14 protein-coding genes are annotated in these 18,553 nt (G+C 74.5%); 11 read left to right on the top strand and 3 right to left on the bottom strand.

Features of this window, described 5'->3' with window-relative positions:
- Positions 1 to 573 precede the first annotated feature (573 nt).
- The 3 genes from ACLQ22_RS17935 to ACLQ22_RS17925 form a co-directional block, all read right to left on the bottom strand.
- On the bottom strand, positions 574 to 3,591 hold the full coding sequence (locus ACLQ22_RS17935) for an ATP-binding protein (protein ID WP_425693308.1): 3,018 nt from the start codon (positions 3,589 to 3,591) through the stop codon (positions 574 to 576).
- 227 nt (positions 3,592 to 3,818) lie between these two features.
- On the bottom strand, positions 3,819 to 4,850 hold the full coding sequence (locus ACLQ22_RS17930) for a T3SS (YopN, CesT) and YbjN peptide-binding chaperone 1 (protein ID WP_425693307.1): 1,032 nt from the start codon (positions 4,848 to 4,850) through the stop codon (positions 3,819 to 3,821).
- Positions 4,837 to 5,205 carry a hypothetical protein gene (locus ACLQ22_RS17925; RefSeq protein ID WP_148710088.1) on the bottom strand — a complete coding sequence of 123 codons (369 nt, stop codon included), beginning with the start codon at positions 5,203 to 5,205 and terminating at the stop codon, positions 4,837 to 4,839. The genes ACLQ22_RS17930 and ACLQ22_RS17925 overlap by 14 nt, the downstream gene beginning before the upstream one ends.
- Positions 5,206 to 5,410: 205 nt before the next feature.
- Between ACLQ22_RS17925 and htpG the strand changes: the two genes are divergently transcribed.
- The 11 genes from htpG (at position 5,411) to ACLQ22_RS17870 (ending at position 18,521) form a co-directional block, all read left to right on the top strand.
- Positions 5,411 to 7,324, top strand: a complete 1,914-nt coding sequence (htpG, locus tag ACLQ22_RS17920) for a molecular chaperone HtpG (protein WP_425693306.1) — start codon at positions 5,411 to 5,413, stop codon at positions 7,322 to 7,324.
- A 624-nt stretch (positions 7,325 to 7,948) separates the two neighbouring features.
- Positions 7,949 to 9,220 (top strand): cytochrome P450, encoded by a 1,272-nt coding sequence (locus tag ACLQ22_RS17915; protein ID WP_425693305.1) that lies wholly within the window; start codon positions 7,949 to 7,951, stop codon positions 9,218 to 9,220.
- 261 nt (positions 9,221 to 9,481) lie between these two features.
- Positions 9,482 to 9,952 carry a helix-turn-helix transcriptional regulator gene (locus ACLQ22_RS17910; RefSeq protein ID WP_425693304.1) on the top strand — a complete coding sequence of 157 codons (471 nt, stop codon included), beginning with the start codon at positions 9,482 to 9,484 and terminating at the stop codon, positions 9,950 to 9,952.
- Positions 9,953 to 10,205: 253 nt separating this feature from the next.
- The gene (locus tag ACLQ22_RS17905) at positions 10,206 to 12,605 is read left to right on the top strand and encodes a sensor histidine kinase (RefSeq protein WP_425693303.1); all 2,400 of its coding nucleotides are present in this window, start codon (positions 10,206 to 10,208) and stop codon (positions 12,603 to 12,605) included.
- Between the two features lie 17 nt (positions 12,606 to 12,622).
- Entirely contained in the window at positions 12,623 to 13,027 is a 405-nt protein-coding gene (locus ACLQ22_RS17900) for a roadblock/LC7 domain-containing protein (RefSeq protein ID WP_121398599.1), read from the top strand.
- 46 nt (positions 13,028 to 13,073) lie between these two features.
- A complete protein-coding gene (locus ACLQ22_RS17895) occupies positions 13,074 to 14,267 on the top strand; it encodes an ABC transporter substrate-binding protein (protein ID WP_425693302.1) in 1,194 nt (397 codons plus the stop codon).
- Positions 14,264 to 15,157: a branched-chain amino acid ABC transporter permease gene (locus tag ACLQ22_RS17890; protein ID WP_425693301.1), complete on the top strand. Its 894-nt coding sequence runs from the start codon at positions 14,264 to 14,266 to the stop codon at positions 15,155 to 15,157. The genes ACLQ22_RS17895 and ACLQ22_RS17890 overlap by 4 nt, the downstream gene beginning before the upstream one ends.
- Positions 15,154 to 16,167, top strand: a complete 1,014-nt coding sequence (locus tag ACLQ22_RS17885; protein ID WP_425693300.1) for a branched-chain amino acid ABC transporter permease — start codon at positions 15,154 to 15,156, stop codon at positions 16,165 to 16,167. Before ACLQ22_RS17890 ends, ACLQ22_RS17885 begins: the two co-directional genes overlap by 4 nt.
- The gene (locus ACLQ22_RS17880) at positions 16,164 to 16,907 is read left to right on the top strand and encodes an ABC transporter ATP-binding protein (protein WP_425693299.1); all 744 of its coding nucleotides are present in this window, start codon (positions 16,164 to 16,166) and stop codon (positions 16,905 to 16,907) included. Before ACLQ22_RS17885 ends, ACLQ22_RS17880 begins: the two co-directional genes overlap by 4 nt.
- Positions 16,907 to 17,731, top strand: coding sequence for an ABC transporter ATP-binding protein (locus tag ACLQ22_RS17875; protein WP_425693298.1), 825 nt, complete (start codon positions 16,907 to 16,909; stop codon positions 17,729 to 17,731). The genes ACLQ22_RS17880 and ACLQ22_RS17875 overlap by 1 nt, the downstream gene beginning before the upstream one ends.
- Positions 17,712 to 18,521 carry a class I SAM-dependent methyltransferase gene (locus ACLQ22_RS17870; RefSeq protein WP_425693297.1) on the top strand — a complete coding sequence of 270 codons (810 nt, stop codon included), beginning with the start codon at positions 17,712 to 17,714 and terminating at the stop codon, positions 18,519 to 18,521. The genes ACLQ22_RS17875 and ACLQ22_RS17870 overlap by 20 nt, the downstream gene beginning before the upstream one ends.
- Positions 18,522 to 18,553: the final 32 nt, after the last annotated feature.

The raw sequence follows: 18,553 nt of genomic DNA, 5'->3' as shown, positions 1-18,553 counted from the left end.
ATGTCGGTACGCATGATTCGTCTGCACCTTTCGATCGGGGGCACGCGACACACACCAAGGGGGGCGGGTGCGCCACGGGAAAGGAAAGGTCGAGATATCAAGAGGGCCGGGTGCGGTCACCCGCTCGGTGGCCCGGGGATGTAACCACCGTGGGCGGCCGGTCATTCCGGCGGCCCGGCACCCGGTCATCCCGACGCGGGTACTCGGTGGTCCGGGGGATGTAACCACGCCGGCCCGGTCCGCATTCCGCCGACCACCGGGCCGGCGAGCGGCCGGGTCACGCGGCCACGATGGTTACAACGACCCGGCGCCCCGGCCCATGCCCACCCCACCCGTGGCGCCCACCACCACAAACCCGGCATACAGGCATCATGCGCCCGATCGGTCGCGGCAGGGGCGAGTGCGTGCCGGTCGTGGTGAGGCGCGAAACGCCCAGACCGGCCACCTGCCGACACCACGCCTGCATGGTCGAACGGGGTGTGCGCGGGACGGGCGGCCGGACGTGGGCCGGGCGGGGCCCGCACGCCGGCAGCGCCGCTGCGCGGGTGGAGCCGCACAGTTGCGGGAGGCGGGTCAGGTGGTGGGCGGCAGGCGGCGCTCGATGGTGACGGTGGTGCCCTCGGCGGTGGAGACCAGGCGCACGTCGCCGTACGCGTTCATCAGCGTGGCGCCCCGCCCCCGGTCCATGGCCGGACGACGGTCCCGCCAGGTGCCGAAGTCGCGCACCGAGATCCGTACCGTGCCATCGGTCACCCGCAGTCGTACCCGCACCTCGGGACGGGAGGGGCGTTGGGCGTGCTCGACGGCGTTGTTGACCGCCTCGGAGGCGGCCAGCAGGAGATCAGCCACGGTGTCCGGATCGACGTCCAGGCTCTCCAGCGAGGTGCGCACGTCCCGGCGCATCGCGGCGGCGGAGGTGGGCTGCGAGGGGTACGTCCAGCCCGTGTCCAGCACGGCCGGGTGCTCGGGAGCCGGCCGCCGGGCCCCGTTGTGCGGGTGCTCCCCGTTGCGACCGCCCGACGTGCCGACGCCCGGCGCGGCAGGTGGGCCGCTCACCGGACCGCCACCCACGTCCACGGGACCGCCACCCGAGGCCGGTGACCCGGCCGGAGCACCCTGCGTGTCCGGGGTGCCGCCGCCGACGGCTTCGGCCGACGTCGCCGGCCGCGCCCCGGCCGCCGACCCGGGCGCGGTCCCGCCGAGGCCGCCCGCGTCGGCTGCCGTGCCGCCGGGGCCGCCCGCCGTGCCGCCGGGGCCGCCCGCGTCGGACGCCGTGCCGCCGGGGCCGTCCGGTTCGCGTGGCGGGCCGCCTGGGCCGTCCGCGACGGACGCCGTCCCGTCCCGGTGGTGCCCCCGGGTGCGGGCGCCGTGCAGGGCGGACCGGATCCGGGCGATCAGCTCGGCCGCGGCGAAGGGCTTGACGACGTAGTCGTCGGCGCCCAGGTCGAGCCCCTCCACGCTGGCGTCCCCGCCGGCGCGCGCGGAGAGCACCACCACCGGCAGCGTCCGGGTACCGGCCTGTCCGCGCAGTCGACGGACCAGCTCGAAGCCGTCGATCCCGGGCATCATCACGTCGGTGAGCACCAGGTCCGGCTGTTCCCGGCGGATCGCCTCCAGGGCCTGCCGGCCGTCACCGACCGTCTCCACCCGCCAGCCCTGCTCGCCCAGCAACCGGGCCAGGTACGCGCGCATGTCGGCGTTGTCGTCGGCGACGAGGATCCGCGCGTGCCGCAGCGCGTCCGCGCCACCGTACGCCGGCAGCGGCGGCCCGGCCGGCGCGGACGCCCCCGCCTGCGCCGGGTCGGCCAGCCAGCCGACCGCCTCCTGGACGGCGGCCCGGGCGGCGTCCCCGACCCCCTCCACGTCGGCGGCCGGCCGGGCGGTCCGCCGCGCGGCGGACCAGGGCAGCGCCACCGTGAACGTCGTCCCCGTCCCGACCCGGCTCTCCACCCGCACGTCGCCGCCTTCGAGGCGGGCCAGCTCGCGGACCAGGGCGAGCCCGATGCCGGTGCCCTCGTGGCTGCGCGACCGCGTGCCCTGCACCCGGTGGAAGCGTTCGAAGAGCCGGGGCAGATCCTCCTCGGCGATGCCGATGCCCGTGTCGGCGACGGTCAGCCGCACCTCCTCGTCGTCGGCGGTCAGCCCGACCCGGATCCGGCCGACGAAGGTGTACTTCAGCGCGTTCGACAGCAGGTTGGTGACGATGCGTTCCCAGTTGACCGGGTCGACGGAGACCGCGCGGGGCAGCGGCGGGCAGTCGACCTCCAGGCGCAGCCCGGCGCGTTCGACGGCCGCCCGGAAGACGCTCGCCAGCTCGGTGGTGAGCCCGGCCAGGTCGACCTCGCGAGCGTGGCTGTGTGCCTGCCCGGCCTCCAGGCTGGAGAACGTGAGCAGACTGTTGACGAGGGTGAGCAGCCGGGTGGCGTTGCGCCAGGCGGTGTCGACCCGTTCCCGCTGCGTCGCCGGCAGGGGATGCTCGTTGTCGTTGAGGGCGTCGGCCAGCGGGCCGAGCATCAGCGTCAGCGGGGTCCGGAACTCGTGGCTGACGTTGGTGAAGAAGCCCGTCTTGACCCGGTCCAGCTCGGCGAGCGCCTCGGCCCGCCGGCGCTCCTCCTCGTACGCCTGCGCGTTGCGCACGGCGACGGCCACCTGCTGGGCCAGCAGCGCGTGGAACGACCGGTACGCCTCGTCCAGCCCCCGGCTCGGGCTGACCCCGACCAGCAGCACCCCGAGGGGCTGGCCCGCCTCGGCGGACGGCAGCGGCAGGGCGAGGGCGGTGCCGACCGGGTCGCCCCACGGCCCTGCGGGCAGGGCGAGCCGCCGGGCGACGCCGGTCACCTCGGTCGTCGTGCCGGCGGCGGCCGCCGCCAGCCCCCACTCGTGCTCCTCGCCCGCCGGCAGCGTGCCGGGCAGGGCGGCGGCCACGGGACCTCCGCCGACGTGCGCGGCGCGGCGCAGCAGCGCGCCCTCGCGCAGGTAGATCGCGGCGAACGGGACGTCCAGCGGGTGCCCGCCGATGGCCTCGGCGAGCCGCGCGCAGGTGCTCTCGACGTCGACGGTCCGCCCGTCGCCGCCGACGGACAGGTCGCGCAGCAGGCGCAGCCGGCGCTCGCCGACAACCTGTTCGGTGACCTCGCTGCACACGGTGAGCACCCCCACCGTGCGTCCCTCGTCGTCGCGGGCGGGGGCGTGCGAGACGCTGAAGTACGCCTCCTCGCGGTAGCCGGCGCGGTCGAGCAGCAGTTGCAGGGCCGGCACCCAGCTGGCGACCCCGGTCGCCATCGCCTCGTCGATCAGGGGGGCCAGCACGTCCCAGCCCTCGGCCAGGGTGACCCGCACGTCGCCGCCGAGCGCGTCGGGGTGCTTGTCGCCGATCAGGGCGGAGTACGCGTCGTTGTAGAGCTGGGTGAAGCGGTCCCCCCACAGCAGCAGCATCGGGTAGCGGGAGGAGAGGACCATCCGGACGGCGGCGCGCAGGCTCTGCGGCCAGCCGTCGACCGGGCCGAGTGGGGTGGCGGCCCAGTCCAGGCGCGCCATCAGCCGCCCGGTCCCACCACCGTCGGCGAACAGGTCCCCCGTGGGTCGCGTCACCCTCGGTCGCACCCCATCGCAGCCCTCACTTCCGGGCCCCGACGACCCTTGCTGGTGTTACCCGCACATCCTGGCACCCGGCTTCAGCTGCACGTCCGCCGGCACCCCAGCGGGTGTCTGTACCCAGGCCTCCGCGTTTCCACACCTCGACCCATCAGGCCGGGTCGCAGGGGCGGACGGCGGGCCTCCTCCGGCGTCCAGACGCGTCCCCGCGTGGGCCGGAGCGGTCAGCCCTCGGCGGCCGCCCGGCGGCGCAGCAGCTCGACCGCCTCGTCGACCAGGCCGCCCTCGGTGAGCAGCGTCAGCAGCAGCGGCAGGTGCCGCCAGTCGCCGCCGTCGACGGCCTGCCGCAGCAGGTCGATTGCCTCGTCGCGCCGGCCGCGGGCGGCCAGCAGGGCGGCCAGCTCGTCTCGGGCGCGCGGATCACCCTGCTCGGCGGCGATCCGCCAGTATCGTTCGGCCTCGTCGGTGCGGCCCTCCCCGGCGAGCAGCGCGGCGAGCCGGGTGGCGGCGTGCCAGTCGCCGTGCTCGGCGCGGATCCGCAACTCATCCGTCCGCCCCCGGTCCGCCAGCAGGTCGACCAGGACGCTGCCCGCCCCGTTCGCGCCGGCGCGGTCGAGGTCGCGCAGGTAACCGGTCGGGTCGGGCACCGCCACCAGCCCGGCGGACTCCGGGCCGAAGAAGCGGCTGCCGCCGAACTCCCGCCGGAGCTGGTCGTCGAGGTCGTCGGCGAGCGCGATCATGGCCCGCAGGGCCAGCAGCAGATGGGTGGGGGCGAAGTCCTGCCCGAAGACGGGGATGGACGCCCAGACGGTGTCGCCGGTGCAGTAGACCCGCCCGACCACGAGCCCGTTGGTGAGGTCGGAGAGCCGCCGGTACAGGGACTCGGTCGGGTCGACGCCGGTGAGCAGCGGGGAGAACACGTCGACCAGCGGCGGGTCGTCCTGCGCCCGTACGAAGATCATGGCCGAGCCGGCGCGGATGCCGACGTCGCCGTCGGCGTCGACGCGCAACTGGTCGGTGGTGACGCCGAGGAGGCCGGCGAGCACCGCCCTGACCCGGTGGGTCAGCTTCCCGCCGCCGTCGTCCTCGGCGTCGGGGCGGGGGAGCGGGCCGGTGCCGCGGGCGGTGACCGGCCGCGCGGCCAGCGCGGCGGCGAGCCTCGTCCGGGCCGGTACGGGTACGGCCGTGGCGGTGGTGGCCGGGCGGGCGGCCAGCGCGGAGACGAACCTGCCCAGCAGGTCCTCACGCGGCGTCATCGTGCTCGCCGCTCGTGCCGCTCGTGCCGTCCCGACCGCTGTCGGCCGGTCGTTCCGCCACCCGGACCTGGTCGAACATCTTGGCGATCACCAGCGGGGCCGCGACCCCGAACGTGAAGCTGGCGAAGGCCGTGGTGGCCAGGCCACCCGCCCCGGCCGCGGCGGCGAGGCCGGTGCCGGCCACGGTCCTGAGCAGCACCGCGAACACGACGATCGGGGCATCCCGCCGGTCCCGCCACGGCCACTGCCACCGGCCCCCGGACTCGCTGGTCGGGCGCATCATCCCGGAGAGGTTCAGCGCCTCGGCCACCGCGCTGCCGACCAGTCCCCACATCGCGGCCATCCATAGAGACACATCCCTACCGTACTGACCGCCCGCCGCGGCGGTCGCACCAGCCCTCGGCTTCTCCGGCGGCCACGTCGACGCCATCCCCGACGGTAGGGCGCGGGGGCAACGGGCCGCCAGTCGACGCTCCGCGGTCCCGTCTTCTCGCCGTCGGCGACGGCTCGTATCCTTTCCGCGAACCTTCGGTGGGCTTTCGAGGATGAAAGGACACGGTGTGAGCAACCGGGCCGAGACGTTGGAGTTCCAGGCCGAGGCGCGTCAGCTGCTCCAGCTGATGGTCCACTCGATCTATTCGAACAAGGACGTCTTCCTGCGTGAACTGATCTCGAACGCCTCGGACGCGCTGGATAAGCTGCGTCTGGCGTCGATGGTCGACAAGGAACTGGAGGTCGACACCTCCGACCTGCACATCGAGATCGAGGTCGACAAGGCGGCGCGCACGCTGACCGTGCGGGACAACGGCATCGGCATGTCCCGCGACGAGGTGGTCCAGGTGATCGGCACGATCGCCAAGTCCGGGACCGCCGAGCTGCTGCGCAAGCTGCGCGAGTCCTCCGACGCCGGGGCGCGGCAGGAGCTGATCGGCCAGTTCGGCGTGGGCTTCTACGCGGCGTTCATGGTCGCCGACCGGGTGGAGCTGGTGACCCGCCGGGCGGGGGAGAGCGGCGGCACCCGGTGGGAGTCGGCCGGTGAGGGCACGTACTCCGTCGAGTCGGTCGAACAGGCGCCGCAGGGCACCTCGGTGACCCTGCACCTCAAGCCGGCCGACGACGAGGACAACCTGCACGACTACACCGCCGAGTGGACGATCCGGGAGATCGTCAAGCGGTACTCGGACTTCATCGCCTGGCCGATCCGGATGACCGTCGAGCGACCCGGCGAGGGCGACCAGACCAGCACCGAGACCCAGACGCTCAACTCGATGAAGGCGCTCTGGGCCCGGTCCCGCGACGAGGTCGACGAGGCCGAGTACAAGGAGTTCTACAAGCACGTCAGCCACGACTGGGCCGACCCGCTGGACATCGTGCACATGAAGGGCGAGGGCACCTTCGAGTACGAGGCCCTGCTGTTCATCCCGTCGCACGCGCCGCTGGACCTGTTCGCCCCGCAGGGCCGCCGCGGCGTGCAGCTCTACGTCAAGCGCGTCTTCATCATGGACGACTGCGAAGCGCTCATGCCGAACTACCTGCGCTTCGTCAAGGGCGTCGTGGACGCGCACGACCTGTCGCTGAACATCTCCCGGGAGATCCTCCAGCAGGACCGGCAGATCCAGGTCGTCCGCCGCCGGCTGGTCAAGAAGATCCTGTCCACCGTCAAGGACATGAAGGCCAACCACGCCGAGCGCTACCGGACCTTCTGGACCGAGTTCGGGGCCGCCGTCAAGGAGGGCCTGATCGACGACACGGAGAACCGGGACACTCTCCTGGAGATCCTGTCGGTCGGCTCCACCAACGACCCGGCCGAGCCCACCGACCTCGCCGGCTACGTCGGCCGGATGAAGGACGGGCAGACCGACATCTACTACGCCACCGGCGACTCGCGCACGATGATCGAGAACTCGCCGCACATGGAGGCGTTCCGCGCCAAGGGCTACGAGGTGCTGCTGCTCACCGACCCGGTCGACGAGGTGTGGATCGAGCGCGTCGGCCAGTACGACGGCAAGACGCTGCGCTCCATCGCCAAGGGCCAGGTCGACCTGGACACCGAGGAGGAGAAGAAGGAGGCCGAGGCCGAGCGCGAGCAGCAGCGCAAGGACTTCGCCGACCTGCTCACCTGGATGGGCGCCACCCTCGCCGACTCCGTCAAGGAGGTCCGCCTCTCCTCCCGGCTGACCACCTCGCCCGCCTGCGTCGTCGGCGACGCCCACGACATCACCCCGACGCTGGAGAAGATGTACCGGGCGATGGGGCACGAGGTGCCGACGGTGAAGCGGATCCTGGAACTCAACCCCGGGCACCCGCTGGTCACCGGCCTGCGCAAGGCACACGAGCAGGGCGGCGCCGAGGAGTCGCTGAAGGAGATCGCCGAGCTGCTCCACGGTCTGGCGCTGCTCGCCGAGGGCGGGGAGCTGGCCGACCCGTCCCGGTTCACCCGCGTGCTCGCCGACCGCCTCGCCCGTACCCTCTAGCACCACGCACGGGCCGGTCGGCGGAGCGCCGCCGGCCGGCCCGTGACCGGTCGGCTCCCACGCCCCGGCGGGCCGCGGGTGGCCCGTCGCCGGTCGCCGGTCGCGGGCCGACCGCGCGTCGTCCTGCTCGGCGAGCACACCGCCGTCCGCGTCGCGCCACGCGCGGACCCGAGTCGTCCTCGTAATCCGCCGCGTCCTACCGGGGAAAAATCCTGCCGGCATTCGGTCGGCCGTTCACGGAACGCATCGTGAGCCCTGTTTCTGGTACGCGTGCGAACGCCCGTCGGCTTTTCGCGGCCATCCCATCGGCCGATGTCGCACCGCCTTTCCGCCTGGCCGTCCGGGACACGCGGGACCGTGGCGCGACGGAGTGCCCGATGTCGGCGGCTGCGTCGTCTACCCTGTTCATCGCCGCGACCGGCGAGCAAGGAACATCCCGCAACTTGCAGGACGACGCGGTGCACGCGTGACCGAAGGCGTGGAAATTGCGCATCGGCACATTGAAGAACGCTGATATTGACTTGCTCTCGGAATGGGCGCACCGTGAAGGCGTGCGGCGATAACCGGATCCTCGGAAGTCGTTCGGCAATTCCGTTCGTGACCATGGCGCTCCAGGAGGCGGTCATGCGATTGGATCCGTTCGCGGGGGCGTATCTCGTCGATCCGGCACAGGTGTGGCGGCGGCTGCTCGACGAGCCCGAGGGGGTGCACCACGACCCGGATCTGGGGCTGTGGCTGATCACCCGGCACGCCGACGTCCGCCGCGCGCTGAGTGACGCGGAGGCCTTCGGCAACGCCCTCACCCTCGCTCCGATCTACGACGTCTGCCCCGAGGCGATGGAGTTCATCGCCCGCATCGACGCGCCGCCCACCACCGCCGCCGCGGACCCCCCGGTGCACCCCAGGACCCGCCGGGCCCTGCGGGCGACCTTCGCCAACACCGCCGAACGCGTGGAGCGCCGGTACGGTGCGATCGTCCAGCGTCGGGTCGACGAGCTGGTGTCCCGGCTCGTCGACCGCCCCGGCGGGCGGGCGAACCTCGTCGGCGAGTTCACCACCGAGCTGCCCCTGCTGGTCCTGCTCGACATCCTCGGCGTGCCGGAGGAGGACATCGGGCGGGTCAGGGCCTGGGGGGACGGTCAGATCGCGTTGCTCTGGGGGCAGCCGGAGCCGGCCGAACAGGTCCGGCTGGCCCGGGGTCTGTGGGAGTTCTGGTGCTACTGCGAGCAGTTGGTCGGCGCCCGGCTCGGCGGTGGCCGGTACGGCGACGACTACGTCAGCCAGTTGCTGGCGTACCGCGACGGCGACGACGAGGTGCTCACGGTGGCCGAGGTGTCGAGCATCGTGTTCAACCTCCTGGTCGCCGGGCACGAGACCACGGCCGGGCTGCTCGCCCACGCGCTGGACCAGGCGCTGTCGAGCCCGGACAGGTGGCGGGAGCTCGGCGAGGACCCGCGACGGATACCCGCGTTCCTGACCGAGACGCTGCGCTTCGCGCCCGCCATCGACGGTTGGCTGCGGGTGACCCGCCGGTCCGTGACCCTGGACGGCGTCACCATTCCGGCGGGTGCGCGCTGCCTGCTGCTGATCGGCGCCGCGAATCGGGATCCGGCGGTGTTCGCCCGTCCGGAGCAGTTCGATCCGCACCGGTCCGACGCGGACGGGCACCTGTCGTTCGGGCACGGGCCGCATTTCTGTATCGGCGCGGCGCTGGCCCGGCTGGAGGCGAGGATGGCGTTGACCCGGCTCTGCCGGGCGGTTCCCGGACTGCGCCTGACCCCCGACCATCGCCGTTCGTACAAGGCCAACATCGCCTTCCGCGCGCACCGGAGCCTGCCGGTGGTCATCGACGCGACGGTGCCGTCCGGTCCTCCGCCGGCGCCCGTCGCCGGGTGACCGGTCGCCTCGCGGCTGCGCCGGTCCTGATGCCCGGGCGGGTGTGCGTCGGCCCGTGCCGTGCGGCGCTGGGCCGGCTGTGCGCGGACCCGTCGGGTCGGTGGGGCCGGCCCGGTGGCCTCCGGCGGGCGACTACCCTCCGAAGTCACGTCTTCACACCCGTCGGCTGATGGGTTAAGAATTGTCCCCTGCGAATACCCATTCATCGCCCAATATCTATTGATGCCGACGCCGGCCGGTCGGCGTCGTGAAGGTGAACACATGGATCGCACGCCCCCGTCGAGCGCCGACCGCTCCGGTGCCATCCACCGGTTCCGCTCCGAGCTGCGCACCTGGCGTACCCGTCAGGGGTTGACCCAGCGGGCGCTCGCGGAGCGGGTGCGGTTCAGCCGCGAGACGGTCGCGGCGGTCGAGTCCGGTCGCCGGTACGGCAGTCACGAGTTCGCCGTCCGCTGCGACGAGGTGCTCGGCACCGGCGGTTGCCTGGCAGCGTTGTGGCCGCAGGTCGCGGCGGAGCAGCTGGCGGCGGACGGCCGCCGGGGCCCCCGGTTCGCAGTGGCGGGGCTCGACCAGATTCCCGCGCCACCGGTGGCGCGGCGGGACGCGCGCGACCCGGAGGCGGTCGTGGCCGCGATCGACGAACTGCGGGAGTTGATCGGCCAGGTGCTCGGCGGGCAGCCGGAGGCGGACCTCCCGCCGCACCCGTCAGGCGAGCGGTCCGGACGCCCCTGACCTGCCCGGGATCGGGGTCGCGGGGCGGGCCCGGCGCTGCTGACGCTGGGTACAGATGCCGGTACGGGCCGTTTGTACCACCGTCAGGTCTTCTCTGCGGGCGCGGGTTCCGGCGGAATGAGACGTGCAAATGGCAAGGTGCGCATTGGCCGTCTTGGATGAGTCGCGGGAGTCAATCTTGGCGTCGAGCACGAGGTCCCACGCGGCCCGACCCTACCCGACCGGCCGCCGCGGCTGGAAGATCGGCACCCGGATGCGCCTCATCGTGGCGGCCCCGCTGGTCGCCGTGATGGGATTCGCCGGGCTCGCGTTGACCGAGAGCGTCCGCCAGACGACCCGCGCGAGCGACCTCGGACTCCTGGCGCACCTCGGCGCCGACGCGGGCGACCTGGCCCACCGGCTGCAACGCGAGCGCGTCGTCGCCGCCGACCTGCTCAGCCGGGGCGCGGCCGAGCAGCAGGAAGCCTTCGCCGACGCCACCGGGAGCACCGACGACGCCGTCGCCCGCTACCGCCGGCAGCGGGCGCTGGTGCCCCCCGGACCCGCCGCCGGCCAGACCGCGCTCCAGCGGATCGACCTGGCGCTGGAGGGCCTGCCGCCGCTGCGCGCGCAGGTGCGTACGGCGGCGCACGCCTCGGTGTCGGCGATGACCTTCAGCTACCGGATCGTGATCGCCGACCTGCTCAGCCTCCGCGAGAGCGTCACCCTCGGCGCGGTCAACGCCCGGATCACCGACGGCATGCGGGCCTCGGCGGTGCTGTCCAAGGCGGCCGAGGCGGCCGGCCAGCAGCAGGTCGCCGTCCTGCGCGCGGTCGCGGCCGACCAGCTGACCCCCGCCATGCAGCAGGACATCACCGCCGCCCGGTCCGGCTTCACCGAGTCGAGCCTGTCCTTCCTGGCCCTCGCCCGGCCCGCCTGGCGGGGCTGGTGGGAGCAGGCCGGCAGCGGCGAGGACGCCCTGCTGCTCCAACGGCTGCAGGACGAGGTGTCCAGGACCCGCGCGGGGAGCCGGTTGCGGCTGGACCTCGGCGCCTGGGTCGCCGCGACCCAGCAGTGGTCCGTCCGCCTGGCCGAGCTGCGTCAACGGGTCGACGCGGCGGTGCTCGACGACATCCGGTCCGCGCACGCCGACCAGCGGCGGCGCACGGCCGTGGAGGCGGCGGCCGTGGTGCTGGCCCTGTTGCTCACGGCCCTGGTCACCTGGGCGGTGGCCCGGCAGATCACGCGGCGCCTACGTCGGCTGCGGGACGCGGCGAACGCCGTCGCCTTCGAACGGCTGCCGCAGGTGGTGGCCCGGCTCCAGCACCCGGACAGCTCGTCGGTGGACCCCGACGAGCTGGCCCGCCGGCAGTCCGAGGACGCCCTGGAGCCGTCGCGCGGCGACGAGATCGGCGAGGTGGGGGAGGCGTTCGCGGCCGTGCACCGGGCGGCCGTGCGTACCGCGGCCGAGCAGGCGGTCATGCGGGCCAACACGGCCGACATCTTCATCCACCTCAGTCGCCGCGAGCAGCGGCTGGTCGACGCGGTGCTGGCCCAGGTCGACAGGGTCGAGCGGGACGAGACCGACCCCGAGCGGCTGGACCAGCTCTACACGCTGGACAACCTCGCCACCCGGATGGGACGGATCAACGCCAGCCTGCTGGTGCTGGGCGGGGTGGGGGTCGGGCGGGTACGCCAGCACGACGTGCCGCTGCAACAGGTGTGCCAGGCCGCGCAGAGCCAGATCGAGCACTACGCCAGGATCCGCCTCGGCATGGTCGACGGCGACGTCGCCGTCGCGGCCGACTCCGTCGACGAGGTCGTGCACCTGCTGGCCGAGCTGATGGACAACGCCACCGGCTACTCCGCGCCGGATACCGAGGCGTGGGTGACCGGCCGCAGCCTCGGCGACCGGGTGATCGTCCAGGTCAGCGACGAGGGCGTGGGGCTGTCCCCGCAGCGTCGGCAACAGCTCAACGACCTGCTGGCCCGCCCGCCCGCCATCGACGTCGCGGCCGTGCGGGCGATGGGGCTGGTCGTCGTGGGACAGCTCGCCGCCCGGCTGGGCGTGGCCGTCCAGCTCCGTCCGGGCCCCCGCCGCGGCACCATCGCCGAGGCGGCGCTCCCGGGGGCGATCATCCGACCGCTGCCCCCGGAGGAGTTCCTGCTCACGCCCACCAGGCCGTCGCGGCGGGCGGCGCGGAGCACCCTCGCGTCGCCCGCGTACACCGCGGCCCCGGAACCGTGGGCGGGGAGCCCGGCGCAACCGTGGGCGGGCAGGCCGCCGGCCGAGCGGGCACTGCCGGTGGCGCCGGTGTTCCGGCCCGCGCCCGCGCCGGCCGGGCGAGGTGACGAGCCCACCGAGGAACTCGTCATCTTCGAGGAGGTCAACCACTGGTTCCAGGCCGGCCACGACGACGCCACGAACGGCGGTCCGTGGGCCAGCCCCGCCGACGAGGCCTGGCGGACCGCCGCCAGGGCCGACGCGCCCGAGGTCGTCGCCACCACCACGTCCGGTCTGCCGCGGCGTCAGCCGCAACAGCACCTCGTCCCGGGCGGCGTCGCCGTGCCGCAGCAGCGCTCCGCGCACCGCGACCCGACCCAGGTGGCCACCGCGATGGCCGCGTACGCGCGGGGCGTCGCGGGCCGCCGGCCCAACCTGATCAACAACTGACCCGACAGGGAGAGCACGTGACCGACCACCAGGATCTCGGCTGGCTGCTGGACGCCTTCGCCGAGCGCGCCACCGAGGTCAGCCATGCGATCGCGATCTCCAGCGACGGCCTGATGGTGGCCGCCACCAGGGGCCTCCCGCCGGACCGGGCGGACCAGTTGGCGGCGACCGGTAGCGGGCTGGTGAGCCTGCTGCGCGGGGCGGCGGCCTTCTTCGACGCCGGCGCGGTGATCTCCAACGTGACCCAGCTCGAGGGCGGCTTCATGTTCTCGATGGCCTTCAACGACGGCGCGTCCCTGCTCGTGCTCGCCGACCCGCAGTGCGACGTCGGCAAGGTCTCCTACGAGATGACCGAGCTGGCGAACCGCATCGGCGACGCGCTGACCCCGGCGGCGCGGGCGGCACTCAGCCGCAGCCGCTGACACCCCGGCACCTCACGCCGGGACCCCCATCCCTTCTGGAGAAGACATGTCGCTGACCATCCCCCGGCGCAGCCGTGCCCGCACCGCGGCCCTGCTCGCCCTCGTCCTGTTCGCCGCGACCGCCTGTGCCGACGGCGGACGCGGCGCCGGCGCCGCCGGATCGATCAAGATCGGCCTGCTCGCGTCGCTGTCCGGCACGTACCAGGCGGTCGGCAAGGAGATCCGCGCCGGCTTCGAGCTCTACCTGGCCACCCACGACGGCAAGCTCGGCGGCCGGCAGGTGGAACTCGTCGTCGCCGACGAGGGCAACGGCGCCGCGACCGCGGTGCCCGCCGCGACGAAACTGCTCAAGCAGGACCGCGTGGTCGCGCTCACCGGGATCGTCGGCGGTGGCTCGGTGGCCGCGGTCTATCCGCTGCTCAACGAGACCAAGGTGCCGTTCGTCGGCTCGAACGGCCGCCCGGAACTCAAGGACGTGTCCCGGATCTGGCACACCTCGTACCTCTCCGACGAGCCCGGCGAGGCGATCGCCCGCCACGTGCGCGACAACGTCGAGGGCAGCGTCTACGCCATCGGCCCCGACTACCAGGGCGGCTGGGACGAGCTGCGCGGCTTCACCGACGCCTTCGTCAAGGAGGGCGGCAGGCTCGCCAACGCCGACGGTAAGACCACCTTCACCCCGTTCCCGACGACCACCAACTTCACCCCGTACTTCGCCCGGATCAAGGCCTCCGGGGCGGACGCCGTCTACACGTTCTACGCGGGCAGCGCGGCCGTCGACTTCGTCAAGCAGTACGCGCAGTCGGAGATCAGCGACCTGCCGCTCTACGCCGCCGGGTTCCTGACCGAGGGCGGGGTGCTCGACGCCCAGGGCGAGGCCGCCCGCGACGTCTACTCGGTGCTCAACTACTCGCCGGACCTGGACAACGCGGAGAACCGTGCCTTCGTGGCCGCCTGGAAGGCGAAGAACGACGGCTCCCCGACCACGTACGCCATGGCCTCCTACGACGCCGCGGCCGTGCTGGACCGGGCCATCGAGGCGGCGGGGGACGACCCGACCCCGGAGAGCATCAACGCGGCCATCGGTCAGCTGGGCCAGATCGCCAGCCCGCGCGGCACCTGGCAGTTCTCGCCGAGCACGCACGCGCCGGTGCAGAAGTGGTACCTGCGCCAGGTGCGCCAGGACGGCCGGGCGCTGTCCAACACCGTCGTGGGTGACCTCGCCACCGTCGGCGGGTGAGCGCCGTGGCGGGCGGCATCCGGATCGACCCGTACCTGGTCCCGGCCCTGGACGGGGTGGCCTACGGGCTGCTGGTCTTCGTCGCCGCGGCGGGACTGGTGCTCTGCTTCGGCGTCGCCGGCATCCTGAACCTGGCGCACGGCACCCTGTACGCGATCGGCGGGTACACCGCCGCCGCGCTGCTGGACGGCGGCTGGCCGAGCCTGGTGCTGGCGCTGGCCGTCGGGACCGTCGCCGCCACCGCGGCCGGCGCGCTGGTCGCCGGCCTGCTCACCCGGGTCGCCGCGCGCAGTCATCTCACGCAGGCGCTGCTGACCTTCGGGGTGGCGCTGGCCGGGGGCAGCCTGCTCGTGGGGGCGTTCGGGCCGGACGACCCGCCGGTGCGCGTGCCGGCGGCGCTGGACGGGTCGGTGGTTGTGGCCGGGCACCGCTACGCGGCGTACCGGCTGGTCTTCATCGTCGTCGCCGCCGTGCTCGCCGGCCTGCTCCACGTCGCGGTGCGCCGCACCCGGGCCGGGATGCTGGTCCGCGCGGCCGTCGACGACGCCGAGATGGTCGCCGTGCTCGGCGTGAACCCGGCGTGGATCCGCGTCGGCGTGCTCGCCGTCGCCGGGGCGCTGGCCGGCGCCGCGGGCGTGCTCGGCGCGCCGATCATCGGTCCCGGGCCGGACACCGCCGACGCGGTGCTGCTGCTGTCGCTGGTGGTCGTCGTCCTCGGCGGGCTCGGGTCGATGACCGGCACGCTGCTCGCGGCCCTGGCGGTCGGGCAGATCCAGACCCTCGGGGTGGCGCTCGCCCCGTCGGCCGCCCCGTTCCTGCTCTTCGCCGCCATGGCCGCCGTCCTCGCGGTGCGGGCGCGGGGCCTGGCCACGGCCCGGAGGGCGAGGTGAGGGACGAGGCGGTACGCGCGCTGCGGCGCGGTGTCGCCGTCCTCGTCCTGGCCGGCCTGGTGCTGGCGCCGTGGGCGGTCGACGACTACACCGTGGCGCTGCTGGCCCGTACCCTCGCGCTGGGCCTGGTGGGGGTGAGCGTCGCCCTGCTCACCGGCGTCGCGGGGCTGCCCACCCTGGGGCAGACCGCGCCCTACGCGGCGGGCGCGTACGCCAGCGCGGTCGTCGGCAGCCGGCTCTCCGACGTGGCGGTGGTGCACCTGGTCGTCGCGGCGGTGGCCGGGGCGGCGCTGGCGGCGGCGACCGTCCCGCTCGTGGTGCACGCCCGCGGTGTGATCGTCCTGATGATCACCCTGGCGATCGGCGAGCTGGTGGTGACCGTCGTGGGGCGGTGGCGCTCGGTGACCGGCGGCACCGACGGGCTCGCCGGGGTTCCGCCGGTGCGTCCCCTGTGGGGGCTGCCGGTGCTGGCCACCGACCGTGCCCGCTACCTGTACGCCCTGGTGGTCGTCGCCGTGCTGGTCGGCGCGGTGCTGCTGGTCCTGCGCACCCGGGTCGGCCTGCTGCTGCGGGCCGGCCGCGACGACGAGGCGCGGCTGCGGGCCAGCGGCCACCGGGTGCCGGCCCACGTGGCGGCCGTGCACGTGGCCGCGGGGGCGGTCGCGGGCGCCGCGGGCTCGCTGCTGGTGGTCGCCCAGCAGTTCGTCTCGCCGGCCGACTTCGGCTTCGACACCTCCGCCCTCCTGCTGCTCGGGGTGGTGGCCGGCGGCATCGCGTCCGTGGGTGGCGCCCTGGTCGGCACCGCGATCGTGATCGCCGCCCGGGACTGGCTGTTCGGCGTGCTCCCCGGGCACGCGCCCCTGGTGCTGGGGGTGGCGTTCGTCGTCACCGTCTACCTGCTGCCCGGCGACGGGCGCCGGCCGGCCGGGGTGCGGGGCCGGCTGCTGCCGGGACTGCCGGCGGGCCCTCCTGGTGCGGAGCGGCCGGCGCCGACGGGGGCACGCGCATGACGCCGCTGTTGTCCGCCGGGGGCGTCACGGTTCGCTACGGATCGCTGGTCGCGCTGGACGGGGTCGACCTGCGGATCGACCACGGTCAGCGGCACGCCCTGATCGGGCCCAACGGCGCCGGCAAGAGCACGTTGCTCGACGTGCTCGGCGGGGCGACCCCGGCGGGCGGCGGCCGGGTGCTCCTCGCCGGCCGGGACGTCACCCGGCTCGGCCCGGCCGCCCGGGCCCGGCGGGGCATCGGCCGGATCCACCAGCGTCCCGCCGTCTGGTCGACCCTGACCGCCACCGAGAACGTGGTGGTCGCCGCGCTGCCCCACGCGGTGCGGCCCGGCCGGTGGCGGCCGGGCGCGCGGCGGTGCGCCGCCGAGCGTACGGCGGGCGCGTGGTTGGAGCGGATGGGCCTGCGCGACCTCGGCGCGACTCCCGCCGGTCAGCTCGCCCACGGGCAGCGCCGGCAACTCGAGATCGCCATGGCGCTGGCCGGTCGCCCGCGGCTGCTGCTGCTCGACGAGCCTGCCGCCGGCCTGTCCGTCGTCGAGGTCGGCCGGCTGGTGGAGTTCCTGCGGACCCTGCCGCGCGCCGTCGCGGTGCTGCTGGTGGAGCACCGGCTGGACCTGGTGTACGCGCTCTGCGACCAGGTGACCGTGCTGCGGGACGGCCGGACGGTGGCCACCGGGACGCCGGCCGAGATCCGTGCCTCCGGTCCGGTCCGGCAGGCATACGCGGAGGGGGTGTCGTGATGCTGCGGACGGAGCGGCTCTGCGCCGGCTACGGCGGTGGGATCGTGCTGCACGAGGTCACGCTCGACGTGGCGGCCGGCACCGTGCAGGCGGTGGTGGGCCGCAACGGGGCCGGCAAGAGCACCCTCGTGCACGCCGTCGCCGGGCTCGTGCGGCCCTCCGGGGGGCGGATCGAGGTCGACGGCGTGCCGGTCGCCGGCCGGCAGCCGCACCGGATCGCCCGGTGCGGGGTCGGCCTCGTCCCGCAGGGCCGGCGGGTCTTCTCCCGGTTGACCGTGGCCGAGCACCTCGCCCTGGCGGCGGTGCCGTGGCGCGCGGCGACACCCGGGGGCGAGGGGTGGACCGTCGCGCGGATCCTGGAGCTGCTGCCCCGGCTGGCGGCCCGGCTGCGCCACCGCGGCGACCAGCTCTCCGGCGGCGAGCAGCAGATGCTGGCGATCGCCCGGGCCCTGCTCGGCCAGCCCAGGGTGCTGCTGCTCGACGAGCCGTGCGAAGGGCTCGCGCCGGGCCTGGCCGCCCGGGTGCGCGACCTCGTCGGCACCCTGGCCGGCACCGGGCTGGCCGTGCTCCTCGTCGAGCAGCAGCTCCAGCACGCCGTCGAGATCGCGGACCGGATCGCGGTGCTCGAGTACGGCCGGGTGGTCTACGACCGCCCGGCGGACGAGGCCCGGGCCGAACCGGGCCGGCTGGCGGCGATGCTCAGCGTCGCCGTCGTCGCGGAGCTGCCGGCTCCCCGACCGGTGCCCGGGCTCTGGGCCGATCCCGTGCACCTGACCCGACCACCTTCCACAGGGATGAGCGACGATGCCGACAGACATCCGTGACACCGAGTACACCTTCGACAACGGTTCCCCGGAGGCGGTGCCCCAGCTGCGGGCGCTGGAGTCCTTCCTGGATCCGATCACGGCGGCCCGGATCGGCGCACCGGTGCTCGCCCCGGGCGCGGTGTGCTGGGAGATCGGCGCCGGCGGGGGCTCGGTCGCCCGGAGCATGGCCGAGGCGGTCGGCCCGGCGGGGCGCGTGCTGGCGACCGACATCGACGTCGCGCGCCTCGCCCCCGCGGCCAACCTCGACGTCCGTCGGCACGACGTGCGCAGCGAGCCGCCGCCCGGCGACGCCTTCGACCTCATCCACGCCCGGCTGGTGCTGCTCCACCTGCCGGAGCGGCGGCGCGTGCTGGCCTCGCTGACCGGCGCGCTGGCCCCAGGCGGGTGGCTGGTGGTCGAGGAGTTCGACTGCACCGCCCCGCTGCGCGTGCTGACCGCGCCGAGCGACGACGCGGCGAAGCTCTTCGCCCACGTGACGGACGCGATGCTCGGCGTCCTGCAGAGCAACGGCGCGGACCTGGCCTGGGCGCAGGACGTGCACGGGCACCTCGCGTCGGCGGGACTGGTCGAGGTCGACACGGTCACCCACTCGCGGAGCTGGCCCGGCGGCTCGCTCGGCGCCTCGCTGTACGAGACGAACTCCCGGCAGCTGGAGCCGGAGCTGATCGAGGCGGGGGTGTCCCCGGGGCAGCTGGAGGCGTTCCGCCGGCTTCTGCGCGACCCCGGGTTCGTCGTGATGTCGTATCAGTTCGTGTCGACCCGGGGGCGGCGTCCGGCCCGACGATGAGGCCGCCCGCCTCGCTCGCGCCGCCCGTCGGC

The sequence above is a fragment of the Micromonospora sp. DT178 genome (assembly GCF_049841695.1).
Lineage (GTDB): Bacteria > Actinomycetota > Actinomycetes > Mycobacteriales > Micromonosporaceae > Micromonospora.
This window is presented reverse-complemented; position numbering and strand designations above follow the sequence as displayed.

Coding starts and splice junctions, on each gene's coding strand:
- ACLQ22_RS17930 (WP_425693307.1), bottom strand. CDS start 4,850: ATGACGCCGCGTGAGGACCTGCTGGGCAGGTTCGTCTCCGCGCTGGCC.
- ACLQ22_RS17915 (WP_425693305.1), top strand. CDS start 7,949: ATGCGATTGGATCCGTTCGCGGGGGCGTATCTCGTCGATCCGGCACAG.
- ACLQ22_RS17910 (WP_425693304.1), top strand. CDS start 9,482: ATGGATCGCACGCCCCCGTCGAGCGCCGACCGCTCCGGTGCCATCCAC.
- ACLQ22_RS17905 (WP_425693303.1), top strand. CDS start 10,206: ATGCGCCTCATCGTGGCGGCCCCGCTGGTCGCCGTGATGGGATTCGCC.
- ACLQ22_RS17895 (WP_425693302.1), top strand. CDS start 13,074: ATGTCGCTGACCATCCCCCGGCGCAGCCGTGCCCGCACCGCGGCCCTG.
- ACLQ22_RS17880 (WP_425693299.1), top strand. CDS start 16,164: ATGACGCCGCTGTTGTCCGCCGGGGGCGTCACGGTTCGCTACGGATCG.
- ACLQ22_RS17875 (WP_425693298.1), top strand. CDS start 16,907: ATGCTGCGGACGGAGCGGCTCTGCGCCGGCTACGGCGGTGGGATCGTG.
- ACLQ22_RS17870 (WP_425693297.1), top strand. CDS start 17,712: ATGCCGACAGACATCCGTGACACCGAGTACACCTTCGACAACGGTTCC.